This is a genomic window from Methylobacterium sp. M6A4_1b, from assembly GCF_053345175.1.
In genome coordinates this window covers 40233-53160 of record NZ_JBKEZQ010000026.1, presented here as the reverse complement: position 1 = coordinate 53160, position 12928 = coordinate 40233, and the positions used below count along the sequence as shown (strand labels likewise).

Sequence of the window (12928 nt, the reverse complement as noted above, 5' to 3'; positions counted from 1 at the left end):
CTTCCATGAAGAATTTGGCCCATAGCGCTTCCCTCGCAACATGGTGCTCGACCGTATCACCACACCGCGGGATCAAACACCTAGGCGCTGCCGACTCAGGCGTTTGCCGTCGATCCTGCGTGGATCGACGGCTGTTTTCCTCCATGGAAGGCGGGTGTGGCGCGGGTCCGGCGCCGCCGCCGTCTCGGTGCAGGCGCTGCGGGCGCGGACCCGATCGACGAATCAGGTTGCCGCGTCCGAATCAGCGCGCGACGGTTTGGATCGTCTCGAACCCTTCGAACTGCGGATGCCCCAGGTAGAGGGGCTTGGTCGACGGCACGCGGCCATGGGCTTTCCGGAACTGCTCCGAGCGGGTCCAGGCTTCGAAATCGGCCTTGGACGACCAGATCGTGTGCGAGGCATAAAGGACATGGTCCTCGGCTTCGGGGCCACGCAGCAGATGGAACTCGACGAAGCCCGGCATTTCGCCCAGAAGGCTGTCGCGCCCGAGCCAAACCTGTTCGAAATCTTCCGTCGCGTCCTTGACGACTTTGAAGCGATTCATTGCGATATACATGATCCACCTGGGTTTTTCGGCGTCTCGAACGATCCGGTCCGACCTCTTAAACCTGGGGCGGCAGCGGCCGAAAGTCATCGCCTCGGCGCATGCGTCGTGCTCCGCACGCTGAGATGCACCCGCCGAAACCGGCGCCGGGTCCGGATCGTCACGCATCCGCGGAGCACCGGCCCGCTCGCAGTGCAGCGAAACTGGCAAGGGACGGACACGACGTCAGGCTTGCAATTTGTGCCGGCTTTGTGGTCAAGCTGTCAGAACGGTCACGGTCGATGCTGATCCGGAGTAAACATCCAGTGGCATTTGACTGCAGACAAGGATAGTCTCTTCCACCTCGTTCTATCGACGATCGACTGCCCGGGTTTCGTGGCGAGTGAACTTAAGGAATCCTGCACGCCTTCGTACGAAAGCGGTCAAACCTCATCGTCCCCGGGCTGGTCCGGGCGGGGGCTGGGAAATTCTATAGGGACTGAATCGAGAGATGATGCCTAAGCAGACCACCGACGTCGATCGCCTCGTCGGATTGAGGATCACCGCCCTGCGCAAGGCGCGCGGTCTGAGCCAGACTGCGCTCGGAACCGCCGTCGGCGTGACCTTCCAGCAGGTTCAGAAGTACGAGAAGGGGCAGAACCGCGTCGGCGCCGGGCGCCTGCGCGAGATCGCCCGCCTCCTGGAGGTTCCGGTCTCGGCGTTCTTCGAGGAGGACGAGGTCGGCGGCACCCAGTCCGACGTGTTCGGCTTTCTCAGCGCGCAGGGGGCCATCGAACTCCTGCGGGCCTACGCGCTGATCGAGGACGATCAGCTGCGACGCGACGTGCTCGCCATCGTGCGGACGGCCGCGAAGATGGGCAAGCAGGCGCCCGAGCCCGCCGCCAAGCCCGCGCCGCCCGCGGCCGTCGTTGCCAGTTAGGGCGCGCGCTGCGAGCGCCTAACCGATCCAGTGGAAGAAGCTGCCGGTGACGGAGCCGCGGCGATGCCCGGCGAGTCCGAGGGACACCCCCTCCGCATCGGTTACCGCCGCGAGCCCCGTCTCGGGCGTCGGCGGCCCGCTCCGCTCGCTGGCATAGTGGAACTCGTGCCCGACCAGGCGTGCACCCGCTGCCCCGAGGGACCCCGCGGCCAGGAGCGTCGCCACCCGATAGCCGAGGTGCAGCCGGCGCGTCCGGTAGGAGGTCGCCACCGGCAGCAGGCCCGCCATGGGATGCGTGACGCCCTCGGCGTCCTCCAGGCTCTCGCCGAGAACCATGTAGCCGCCGCACTCGCCGTGCACCGGCCTGCCGCGCGCGAATTCCCGTAAGCCGCCGAGGAAGCGCTCCGCCCGCGCCAGGGGCGCGGCATGCAATTCGGGATAGCCGCCGGGTAGCCAGCAGGCATCGCAATCGGCCGGGGGCGCCTCGTCGGCCAGGGGTGAGAACGGGATGAGTTCGGCGCCCGCCGCCCGCCAGCCCGTCGCCATGTGCGGATACAGGAACGAGAACGCCGCGTCCGATGCGATGGCGATGCGCTGACCCGGCGGGCGCGGCAGGAGGCCCGCGCCCGGAGCGGGCGCCACCCCGGCCGCGACGGCCAGGATCGCGTCGAGGTCGAGGCCGGCCTCGGCGAGGTCCGCGAGCCGGTCGAGGCGGGTTTCGAGGTCGTTGGTCTCGCGGGCCTGGACGAGGCCGAGATGGCGCTCGGGCAGGACGAGGCTCGCATCCCGCATCAGTGCCCCGAGCACCGGCATGCCGATGCGGCTCAGTCCGGTCTCGACGAGGCGGCGGTGGCGGGCACTCGCGACCTTGTTGAGGATCACCCCGGCGATGCGGATGCGCGGATCGTAGGCCCGGCAGCCGAGGGCGAGCGCGGCGGCCGACTGCGCGGCGCCCGAGACGTCGAGGACGAGGATGACCGGCCAGCCATAGCGGGCCGCGATGTCGGCATTCGCGCCCGTGCGCCCCTCCGTCGCCACGATGCCGTCGAACAGCCCCATCGAGCCCTCGGCGACCACGAGGTCGGCATCCGTGGCCGCGAAAGCCGCCACCGCGTCGAGCATCGGCTCCGGCATGGCGAAGCTGTCGAGGTTGAAGCTCGGATGCCCCGTGGCGGCCTGGTGGAAGGCGGGGTCGATGTAGTCCGGCCCGCACTTGGCGCCACGCACGGCGAGCCCCCGGCGGGCGAGCGCCCGCATCAGCGCCAGGGTCACGGTGGTCTTGCCCGAGCTCGAGCGAGGGGCGGCGACGAGGAGGCCGGGCACGCTCAACGGGGGTCTCCGTCCACGCGCGCGCTCAGGACGGTCTCGCCCGTCGGCCGGAAGCGCCGGTCGTAATCGGTGGAATACAGGGCGCTCTCCCGGAACTCCGCCGGGTCGAGGGCGGGACCGACCAGGATCAGCGCCGTGCGCTCCAGCCCCGCCTCCGCCACCTGGCCCGCGATCGTCGCCAAGCTTCCGGTGAGCACCCGCTCGTCGGGCCAGGTGGCGCGAAACACCACCGCGACCGGGCAATCCGCGCCGTAGAAGGGGATCAACGCGGCGACCACCGTGTCGACCACGTGGATCGAGAGGTGGAGGGCCAGCGTCGCCCCGGTGCTCGCGAAGGCCGCCAGGGTCTCGCGCTCCGGCATCGCGCTGGCGCGCCCCGAGGTCCGGGTGAGCACGACGGATTGGGCGAGGCCCGGCACGGTCAGTTCGCGCCGCAGGAGCGCGGCGGCAGCGGCGAAGGACGGCACGCCCGGCGTCACCGTGAAGGGGATGCCGGCCTGGGTCAGGCGGCGGGTCTGTTCAGCGAGCGCGCTCCAGATCGAGAGGTCGCCCGAATGCAGGCGCGCGACGTCCTGGCCCGCCGCGTGGGCGGCCGCGCATTCGGCCACGATGGCGTCGAGGTCGAGCGGAGCCGTGTCGACGATGCGGGCACCCGGTGGGCACCAGCCCAGGATCTCGGGCGCGACGAGGGAGCCCGCATGCAGGCAGACGGGGCAGCGCGCGATTAGGTCGCGGCCGCGGACGGTGATGAGGTCGGCGGCGCCCGGGCCGGCGCCGATGAAGTGAACGGTCATGGTCCCTGCGTGACGGATTGTGCGCGAAGCGCAAGGGCGCAGGTCGCCCCGGCGCTGGCGATTCGCCGCACCAGCAGGGTCGCGCCGGGTCCGGCGGCCGCGAGCGCGGCGGCCTCCGCCACCGAGCCGACTCGGCGCGACGCTTCGATCCGCTGCGAACGGGTGGGGACGTCCGCATCCACGGCGATCAGGGCCTCGGGCGCAACCGCGTCCAGAGGGCATCCAAGCATCTCGGCGACGGCGCGGATCGCCGGCTCCCCGGCCCGGTCGCCGGCGGTGGCGAGGCGGGCGAGGCGGAGGCGCGGCAGGCCTGCCGCGTCGCAGGCCTGCTCGATCAGGGCGAGGATCTCGGCGGGCGCGGTCCCTTGGCGGAACCCGATCCCGGCGACGAGCTCACGCTCGGCCGGTGTCATTCCTTGACCCAGGCCCATTGCGTCACCGGCATCGCGCTGCGCCAGCCGTGCAGGTGCCCGACCGGATCGGCGTGGGCCACCGTCAGGCGCTTCAGGCGTCCGCCGCGCTGCGCGAAGGCGGCGAGCAGCACGGCCTCGCCCTCCAGGGTCACCACGTTGGCGACGAGCCGCCCGCCCGGGGGCAGGGCCGCCACGGCCGCATCGAGCACCCCCGGCGCGGTGACGCCGCCGCCGATGAAGACGGTGTCGGGTGCCGGCAGGCCGGCAAGCGCCGCCGGGGCGTGGCCCTCCACCACGCGCAGGTCGGGGACGCCGAGGCGCGCCGCGTTGCGGGCGATCCGCGCGGCCCGGGCCGGATTGCCCTCGACGGCGATGGCCCCGAGGCTCGGATGGCGCAGCATCCATTCGATGGAGATCGAGCCGGCCCCGGCGCCGATGTCCCACAGGGTCTGGCCGTGACGCGGGCGCAGGGCCGCCAGCGTCACGGCCCGGATATCGGCCTTGGTGAGCTGGCCGTCGTTCTCGAACCAGGTATCGTCGAGACCCGGGCTGAGGGTGACGACCCGCGCCGTGGACGGACCGACCACTTCGATGCCGAGGGTGTTGAGGGGATCGATCCCGGTGATGTCGAAACTCTCGGCCGTCGCGCTCCGCCGGCGCTCGCGCGGGCCGCCCATGGCCTCCAGGACGGTCAGGCGCGACGCGCCGAGGCCGCGCTCGGCCAGGAGTGCGGCGACCGCTGCCGGCGTGGTCTCGTCCCAGGTCAGCACCAGGAGGCGGGCGCCGGGCTGGAGATGGGGGATCAGCCGGGGCAGAGCCCGGCCGTGGAGGGTGAGGCAGACCGCCTCGGCCAGGGGCCAGCCGAGGCGGGCGCCCGCGAGGCTGAAGGCGGAGGGGTGGGACAGGACCCGCATCTCCTCGGCCGGGACCAGCCGGGCGATCTCGGCGCCGATGCCGTAATGGAACGGGTCGCCCGTCGCCAGGATGCAGGTGGATGTCCCGCGCCGGGCGAGGAGACCCGGATACGCGTCGGAAATCGGGCTCGGCCAGACCCGCGTCTCGGCGGCGAGGGGGGCTGCCAGCGCCAGGTGCCGGCGCCCGCCATAGACGACGTGCGCGCCGTCGAGGGCGGCGGCGGCAGCGGGGCTCAGGCCCGCCCGGCCATCCTCGCCGATGCCCACGATGGTGAGCCAGGGGGCAGCCGCCCGCAGGGTGGACTCGGTGTCACCGGTCATGGAGAACGCCCTGAAGGGCGGGGGGAGCATGCGGATTCTGGTCCTGGGCGGCACCGGCGAGGCGAGCGCGCTGGTGCGCGGGCTCCTGGCGGTGGATCGCAGCCTCGCCGTCACCCTGTCGCTCGCCGGACGCACCAGCCAGCCGAAGGCGGAGCCGGTGCCGACGCGGGTCGGCGGCTTCGGCGGCGCCGAGGGCCTGGCCGCCTGGCTTGGGCAGGACCGCACCGATCTCGTGGTCGACGCGACGCATCCCTTCGCGGCCTGGATGAGCGCCAACGCCGCCGAGGCCTGCGCCCGGACCGGAACGCGCCTGCTGGCGATCCGCCGTCCGGCCTGGAAGCCGATCGCCGGCGACCGCTGGACGACGGTGCCCGACATGGCGGCCGCCGCCCGGGCGCTCGGCTCCGCAGCGCGCCGGGTCTTCCTCACCATCGGACGGCAGGAAATCGGCGCCTTCGCCGCGGCGCCGCAGCACGATTACGTGGTGCGCGCCATCGAGGGCATCGATCTGGCGGTCCCGAGGCTGACGCCCGTCCGGGCGCGCGGCCCGTTCGACGAGGCCGCCGAGGCGGCGTTCCTGACCGAGCGCGCGATCGAGGTCTTGGTCAGCAAGAACTCCGGGGGCGGCGCCACCTACGGCAAGATCGCCGCGGCGCGGGCGCTGGGCCTGCCGGTCGTGATGGTCATGCGTCCGGACAAGCCGGACGTGCCGAGCGTGCCGGGCGTCGCGGAAGCCCTCGCGCGGATCGCCGCCCTCTGAGGCCTGCGCCGACCCGCGCATCACGCCGCCGGCACGCTGCGCGGCGTGTAGACGAAGGGCGTCGCCTCGCCACGCGGGATCAGGCGGGTGGCCGAAGCGCCGATGATGACGACGGTGGCCATGTCGGCGGTGCTGACGCGGGCCTCGTCGAGGGTGAGCACCCGGATCGCCTCGTCGGGCCGCGAGACCGCGCGGGCGAAGACCACCGGCGTGTCGCCGCGCCGGATCCCGGCGGCCAGGTCGAGGGCCTTGCCGAGCTGCCAGGGCCGGGCCGAGGAGATCGGGTTGTAGAGGGACACCACGAAATCCGCCCGCAGCACCGCCTCCAGCCGGGCGGTGATGACCTCCCAGGGCTTGAGGTTGTCCGAGAGCGACATCGCGCAGAAATCGCCGCCCAGCGGTGCGCCGAGGCGGGCCGCCGCCGCCAGCATCGCGGTGATGCCGGGCTCCACCGTGATGTTCAAGTGTGCCCAGGCCGGGTCGCCGGCCTCCACCGCCTCGAACAGGGCCGCCGCCATGGCGAAGACGCCGGGATCGCCGCCCGAGACCACCGCCACGTGCCGGCCGGAGGCGGCGAGTTCGAGGGCGTGACGCGCCCGGTCGACCTCGACGCGGTTGTCGCTCGCATGGCGGACGAGCCCCGGTCGCTCGGGCACGCGGGCGACGTAGGGGATGTAGCCGATGAGGTCCTGCGCCTGGGCCAGGGCCTCCCGGGCGGCGGCCGTGAGCAGGCGCGGGTCGCCCGGGCCCAGGCCGATGACGGTCACGGAGCCGGTCACGGCCGGCGGCCCTCGCCGGGCAGGAGCACCATGGAGAAGTAGGGCGCCACGTCGTCGGGCTTTTCGCTGAGCGGGATCACCCGCTCGCCGGCCATGGTGCCGCGCTCGACATAGACCGCGCGCTCCAGCACGCCCGCTTGCGCCAGGGCCGCGCGGACCTTGGGCAGGTGGCGCCCGAGCTTCATGATCACGGCGGCGTCCGTGCGGCTCAGGCGCTCGGCGAGGTCGGCGGCCCCCAGGGTGGCGGGCAGCACGGTGAGGACGTCGTCGCCCCAGGTGATCGGGGTGCCGGCCCGGGTCCAGCAGCCGGACATGCCGGTGACGCCGGGGACCACTTCCACGGGGAAGCGATCCTTCAGGCGGCGCCACAGGTGCATGAACGAGCCGTAGAAGAACGGATCGCCCTCCGACAGGATCGCGACGTCCCGGCCCGCCCCGAGATGGTCGGCGAGGCGTCCGGCCGCGTCGTCGTAGAAGGCGGCGAGCGCCGCGACGTATTCGGGATGCTCGGGGTGAAGCTCGGTGGTGTAGGGGTAGACCAGCGCGCACTCGCGGCCCGGCTCCGAGGCCAGCACGGCATCCGCGATGGTGCGGGCATTGCCGCGCCGGCCCTTCTTGCTGAAATGCACCAGCACCGGAGCCCGCTCCAGCACCCGCATGGCGCGGAGGGTGAGGTAGTCCGGCTCGCCCGGGCCCATGCCGACGCCGAACAGGGTGCCGGTGGTCGCCGCGCGCGGAATCTCGGTCCGCTCCGCCGCGTCGGGGGGAAGCCGCTCGCCCGAATCCATCACTCGATCACTCACTCGATCTCTTGCGCGAGCGCGTTGACGGCCGCTGCCGTCATGGCGCTGCCGCCGCGCCGGCCATGAACGACGATGAAGGGCACGCGGCCGTCGCGGGCGAGCGCCTCCTTCGATTCGGCGGCGCCGACGAAGCCGACCGGGATGCCAATGACGGCAGCGGGTGGCGGAACGCCCTCGTCGAGGAGTTCGAGCAGGCGGAACAGCGAGGTCGGGGCGTTGCCCACCGCGACGACGCTGCCGGGCAGGTGCTCGCGCCAGAGTTCCATCGCGGCGGCCGAGCGGGTGGTGCCCATGGCGGCGGCGAGATCCGGCACGCGCGGATCGCTCAGGGTGCAGATCACCCGGTTGTCGGCGGGCAGCCGCGCCCGGGTGACCCCGTCGGCGACCATGCGGACGTCGCACAGGATCGACGCACCGGCCTTCAGGGCCGCCTCGCCGGCCTGCGCGAAATCGGGAGAGGCCTCCACGTCGCCCGGCAGGTCGGTCATGCCGCAGGCATGGATCATCCGCACCACGACCCGCTCGGCGGTGCCCTGGAAGCGCGCGAGATCGGCCTCCGCCCGGATCATCGCGAAGGAGCGGGCATAGATCGCCCCTCCGTCACGCAGGTAGTCGAGGCGGGAACTCATGACGGTCGCGGTCCTGGCGGGTGTTCTGGAAAGATCTGGGCGAGGGATGATGCCGAATCCGCCCTCCTTACGCGCTCCAGCGCGGCCTCGAAAGGGAGGCGCGTCGCCGGCAACGCATCGGGGCGCCCGGACAGCACGACGTCGTAGTGTCCGTCCCGCCCGACGAGGGTGAGGTCGGCGGTGCCCGGATGGGCGCAGCCCTTGGGGCAGCCCGAGACATGGGCGCGCAGGCCCCGCGCCGCGAAGGGCCGGAACGCCTCGGCCAGGCGGGCCGCGTCGTGCAGGGTCGGCGTCGAGCCCGAGGCGCAGGCCGGTGCGCCGGGGCAGGCCGCCACCGCCCCGCGCGGATCGTCGGCCCGCGTCAGGAAGCCGGCCTCGGCCAGGGTGTCGCGCGCGGTCTCGGCGGCGTGTGCGTCGGCGCAGACGAGGAGGAAGCCGCGGGTCGGGGAGAGGCGCAGATCCGCAGCGCCGACGGCGTCCGCCATATCGGCGAGGCTACCGAGCGCGTCGGCCGTGCAGCGGCCGAAGGGGGCATCGACGAGGAGGCCGACGGGGCCATCCGCCATCGGGGTCGAGGACCGCAAGGCGCCTCCCTTCGGGAGAGGGGACCCGCGCCAGCCAGCCAAGGTCGGCAACGCTGCGTCGAGGGGGAATGGCCCCGGATGGAGTAAGGACCGACCAGCGGGGGCCGGGATGGGCTGCAGCGCGAAGCGAGCCGGAGCGACCGCCCTCGCCTCGGCGGCGACGTCGCGCATCCGGCGCTGCCCGCTCGCCGCCAGCAGGCGCAGGGCCATTTCCACCACCGTCTCGGCGTCCTCGTCGGGCAGCCGCCACCAGACGGCATCGCCGGCGAGGTGGAGCGCCCAGCCTTCCTGGATGGCGACGCAGTGAAGGTCGGCTTCCGCCGGTCCGAGGGTGATGCCCTGGATGGCCGACTCGACGGCGACGAGCGATTTCGGCGGCAGGCCGGCAATCCCCAGCCCGATCGCCTCGATCCGGCGCGCCAGGGCCGGGACATCGTTCACTCCGGCGGGCTCGAACCCCGCCAGCGGCGTGGTCAGGGTGAGGCGCTGCGGACCTCCGTCGCGGCGGACATCGCCGAGCCCGGCGGCAGCCAGGGTCTCGGCCAGACCGCAGCGGGTCGCCTCGGTGACGCCGCGGACCTGCAGGTTGGCCCGGGCGGTGACGTCGACATGGCCGTTGCCGAAGCGGCGCGCGCCCGACGCCACCGCCCGGGTCTGGGCTGGGGTGAGGCGTCCGAGGGGCGGGTGGACGCGGGCGAGCAGGCCGTCGCCGGTGGGCATCGGCCGGGCGAGGCTCGGACACCAGCCGCGCCGGCTCGGCGCTTCCGGAGCGGCGCGACGGGGCGCGTTCATTCGGCCGCCTCGCGCAGCAGTTCGTCCGCAGCCATGGCGTTGCGTCGGGTGGTCCAGAGCCCGCGCCGGCGGGCCTCGTCGAAGCGCTCGAGAATGGCGCGGGCCGCCTCCGGATTGGCCGCCCGCAGGGCCTCGAAGGTCTCGAGGTCGGCGATCATCGCACCGTAGAGCCGGTCGAGATCGGCGTCGGAGACCGCGTCCGTGGTGGCGGCGAGGACGAAGACCGCGTCGATCCCCTGCGCCAGTTCCTGGGCGCCGCGATAGCCGTGCCGGAGCTGCGCCGCGATCCAGCGCGGATGGGCGAGGCGGCCCCGGATCAGGCGGGCGGCGTCCTCGCGGGCGGTGCGGGCCTTCGGGGCCTCGGGCGTGGCGACGTCGAGGCTGTAGAGGGCGGGGCTCGCCCCCGTCAGGGCGGCGGCGGCCGAGAATCCGCCCATCGCCTCCACGGCGGCGTCGCCGTCGAGGAGGTCGCGCTCGGCGACGTCGAAGGCGTGCACGTAGGCGTCGGCGCCCGCGACCCGCGCCGCGAAGCCGGCATCCGCCGTCTCGGCCGCGCCGCCATAGGCGTGGGAGGTCGCTTCGAGATAGGCGCGTCCGAGATCGTCGCGACTGTCCCAGGCGCCGTCCAGCGCGAGGCCGCCCGCACCCGCGCCGTAGCGCCCGGGCGCCGCGCCGTAGACCCGGGCCTGCGCCTCCCCGCGGCGGCGGGCGGCGGCGAGGGGGTTCTCGTCGTCGTCCTCCTCGCGGGCGGCCACCGTCTCGGCGGCCCGGGCGAGGAGCGACAGGGTCTCCGGGAAGGTGTCGCGGAAGGCGCCCGAGACGCGCACCGTCACGTCGATGCGCGGCCGGTCGAGGAGGGCCAGCGGCAGCACCTCGAAACCGGTGACGCGGGTCGAGGCATGGTCCCAGACCGGGCGCACGCCCATCAGCGCCAGGGCGTGGGCGATGTCCTCGCCGCCGGTGCGCAAGGTCGGCGAGGCCCAGAGGTCCATCACGATCCGGGCCGGGTACTCGCCCTCGTCCTGCAGGTAGCGCAGGACCACGGCGTCGGCGGCCCGGGCGCCCAGGGTCGTCGCGGCCCGGGTCGGCAGGCTGCGCGGGTCGAGGGTGGCGAGGTTGCGCCCGGTCGGCATCACGTCGGTGCGCCCGCGCGACGGCGAGCCGGCCGGGCCGGGCGTCACGAAGCGTCCGTCGAGGGCACGCATCAGGCCGAGGCGCTCCCCCTCGGCGCAGGCCGCCACGGCGGCGGGCGCCTCCGGGGCCGCGCGGCCGAAGACGTGCAGCCCGTCGCGCGCGGTCACCTCGCCGAGGTCGCACAGATGTGCGTCGAGGGACGCCAGCGCGTCCGGCATCGGGGTGTCGGCGTCGATCCCGGCGTCGGCGAGGAGGCCCGCCGACATCGCTTCGTCCAGGATGGTGCGCGCCAGGATCGCCGCGCGGCGCGGATCGAGCACGCTGGCGGCGGAGTATTCCTCCACGAGCTCGCGCAGGCGGGCGGCGTCGGGGTCGAGCCCCGTCACGCCGGTCTGCGGCGTCAGGTGCCCGAGGGCGACGCCCCCGAGGCGCCGCTTCAGGGGCGCGGCCTCGCCGGGATCGTCGACGATGAAGGGATAGACCACCGGGAGTGCCCCGACGGCGCGGGCCGGCCAGCAATCCGGCGAGAGCGCCACGGCCTTGCCCGGCAGCCACTCGGTGGTGCCGTGGGTGCCGAGATGGATCAGGGCATCGAACCGGCCGCGCAGGCCGAGATGGAAAGCCAGATAGGCATGGGTCGGCACCGCGTCGGGGTCGTGATAGGCGGCCTTGCGGTCCGCCGACCGCCCGCGATCGGGCTGGAGAAAGACGGCGAGGCGCCCGCCCTCCGGGGTCACGCTCGCGAAGTGGAACGCGCCCTCCCGACAGGCCGGATCGGCCTCCGGTGGCCCCCATTCGGCGTCGAGGGCGGCGCGGGCGGTGTCGGGGAGCCTGCCGAGCCAGTCGCGATAGGCATCGAGGGGGATCGTGAAGTCCTTCGGCCCCCGCGTTAGCCTGTGCATCAGGGCATCGGCCTCGGGCAGCGCGCCGACGCCGTAGCCGGCCTGCCGCAGGTCCGCGACGATCGCTCGGGCGCTTTCCGGCGTGTCGAGGCCGACGGCGAAGCCCGCGCGACCGCCGCGGGCGGGATAGTCCGAGAGCACCAGGGCGAGCCGGCGCTCGGCGCGGGGGAGGCGGGCGAGGCGGACCCAGGCGGCGGCGCGCTCCGCCAGGGCCGCGATGCCCTCCGCATGGGGCACGGCGCGGCGCTCGGCGAAGCCCTCGCTCGCCGGGCCTTCCTCCTTGAACGAGATCGGAAATCCGGAGAGCCGCCCGTCGAATTCCGGCAGGGCGACCTGCATGGCGAGGTCCGCGGCCCCCATGCCACGGGCCGAGGCGGTCCAGGCATCCCGCGTCGCGCCGATGCTGAAGGCCTGGATCACCGGGCAATCGGCGCCGTCGAGAACGAAATCCGCATCCTCCCGGGCCGAGAAGGCGGTTGCGGCGATCACGATGGCGGGTCGGTGCGTGGCGATGGCCGCCTTGAGGGGAGCGGTCGCGGCCGGATCCTTCAGGCTCGACACGGCCACCACCAGGACCGCAAGGCCGCGCGCCTGGAATGCGGTGCCGAGGGCGGCGAGCGGTGCGGTGTCGCCGGAGAGCACGCTCGACCGGTAGACCACGAGCAGCGCCACCGGCGCCTGTTCCGGATCGGCCTGGAACGGCCGCCCGGCGGCGAGGGCCTGCCCCTCGTCGACGGGGCCGCAGCCCGGGCAGCAGACGAAGCCGCGGGGCAGGGGCCGAGGCGGCTCGACCGCCCCGGCGGACCCGATCTCGGCGGCGATGCGCCCGATCAGGCGGCGCAGGTTCGCAGCCCCTCCGGCCCGGAAATAGGCGTCGAAGTCGGGGGCGAGCTCCGGCTTCGTGGAATAGCCGTCGAGGCGCGGATCGGGCCGGTCGTCCCCCGGCAGCACCACGAGCACCACCCCGGCGGCGCGGGCGGCCGCGCTGGCGCGCTCGAGGCCGTAGCGCCAGTAGTCGAGCCCGCCGAGGCAGCGGATCACGACGATTCGCGCCCTTGCGATCACCGATTCGACGTAGAGGTCGACCGACATCGGGTGGCGAAGCTTCGCGAGCTTGGCGAGCCGCAGGGTCGGGGCCGCGGCCGAGCCCGTCGGAAAGGCCGCCGCATGGGCGGCGGCCATGCCGAACAGGTCGGAATCGGTGAAGGACAGGAAGACGATGTCTCCCGGCGCCTGGCCGAGATCCACCGCGGCTTCGCCCTCGTCGAGGGAGACCGTATCGATGCGGATCAGGTGCATGGCGGCTGCCGC

At 73.7% G+C, this 12928-nt stretch carries 12 protein-coding genes; 2 read left to right on the top strand and 10 right to left on the bottom strand.

Features of this window, described 5'->3' with window-relative positions:
* Positions 1-241 precede the first annotated feature (241 nt).
* A complete protein-coding gene (locus tag ACLBWX_RS19355) occupies positions 242-556 on the bottom strand; it encodes an antibiotic biosynthesis monooxygenase family protein (RefSeq protein ID WP_447678621.1) in 315 nt (104 codons plus the stop codon).
* A 478-nt stretch (positions 557-1034) separates the two neighbouring features.
* Between ACLBWX_RS19355 and ACLBWX_RS19350 the strand changes: the two genes are divergently transcribed.
* Complete coding sequence (locus ACLBWX_RS19350) at positions 1035-1463, top strand: helix-turn-helix domain-containing protein (protein WP_447678616.1); 429 nt, start codon at positions 1035-1037, stop codon at positions 1461-1463.
* A gap of 18 nt (positions 1464-1481) precedes the next feature.
* Here the strand turns inward: ACLBWX_RS19350 and ACLBWX_RS19345 are convergent, their stop codons facing one another.
* Genes ACLBWX_RS19345 through cbiE form a run of 4 tightly spaced genes read right to left on the bottom strand, consistent with a single transcriptional unit; the run spans position 1482 to position 5234 of the window.
* Positions 1482-2792, bottom strand: a complete 1311-nt coding sequence (locus tag ACLBWX_RS19345; protein ID WP_447678615.1) for a cobyrinate a,c-diamide synthase — start codon at positions 2790-2792, stop codon at positions 1482-1484.
* Positions 2789-3586, bottom strand: a complete 798-nt coding sequence (gene cobM, locus ACLBWX_RS19340; RefSeq protein ID WP_447678614.1) for a precorrin-4 C(11)-methyltransferase — start codon at positions 3584-3586, stop codon at positions 2789-2791. Before cobM ends, ACLBWX_RS19345 begins: the two co-directional genes overlap by 4 nt.
* Complete coding sequence (locus ACLBWX_RS19335; RefSeq protein WP_447678613.1) at positions 3583-4017, bottom strand: cobalamin biosynthesis protein; 435 nt, start codon at positions 4015-4017, stop codon at positions 3583-3585. Before ACLBWX_RS19335 ends, cobM begins: the two co-directional genes overlap by 4 nt.
* Positions 3996-5234, bottom strand: coding sequence for a precorrin-6y C5,15-methyltransferase (decarboxylating) subunit CbiE (gene cbiE / locus ACLBWX_RS19330; protein WP_447678612.1), 1239 nt, complete (start codon positions 5232-5234; stop codon positions 3996-3998). The genes ACLBWX_RS19335 and cbiE overlap by 22 nt, the downstream gene beginning before the upstream one ends.
* A 28-nt stretch (positions 5235-5262) precedes the next feature.
* On the opposite strand from cbiE, the gene ACLBWX_RS19325 reads away from it, so the two are divergent.
* Entirely contained in the window at positions 5263-5994 is a 732-nt protein-coding gene (locus tag ACLBWX_RS19325) for a cobalt-precorrin-6A reductase (protein ID WP_447678611.1), read from the top strand.
* A gap of 20 nt (positions 5995-6014) precedes the next feature.
* Here the strand turns inward: ACLBWX_RS19325 and cobJ are convergent, their stop codons facing one another.
* From cobJ to cobN, 5 genes are read right to left on the bottom strand one after another with little or no spacing between them, the layout of a single operon-like run.
* A complete protein-coding gene (gene cobJ, locus ACLBWX_RS19320; RefSeq protein ID WP_447678610.1) occupies positions 6015-6773 on the bottom strand; it encodes a precorrin-3B C(17)-methyltransferase in 759 nt (252 codons plus the stop codon).
* On the bottom strand, positions 6770-7561 hold the full coding sequence (locus tag ACLBWX_RS19315; protein ID WP_447678620.1) for a precorrin-2 C(20)-methyltransferase: 792 nt from the start codon (positions 7559-7561) through the stop codon (positions 6770-6772). The genes cobJ and ACLBWX_RS19315 overlap by 4 nt, the downstream gene beginning before the upstream one ends.
* 11 nt (positions 7562-7572) lie before the next feature.
* Entirely contained in the window at positions 7573-8205 is a 633-nt protein-coding gene (locus ACLBWX_RS19310; protein ID WP_447678609.1) for a precorrin-8X methylmutase, read from the bottom strand.
* A complete protein-coding gene (locus ACLBWX_RS19305) occupies positions 8202-9581 on the bottom strand; it encodes a hypothetical protein (protein ID WP_447678608.1) in 1380 nt (459 codons plus the stop codon). The genes ACLBWX_RS19310 and ACLBWX_RS19305 overlap by 4 nt, the downstream gene beginning before the upstream one ends.
* Complete coding sequence (cobN, locus tag ACLBWX_RS19300) at positions 9578-12916, bottom strand: cobaltochelatase subunit CobN (RefSeq protein WP_447678607.1); 3339 nt, start codon at positions 12914-12916, stop codon at positions 9578-9580. Before cobN ends, ACLBWX_RS19305 begins: the two co-directional genes overlap by 4 nt.
* Positions 12917-12928: the final 12 nt, after the last annotated feature.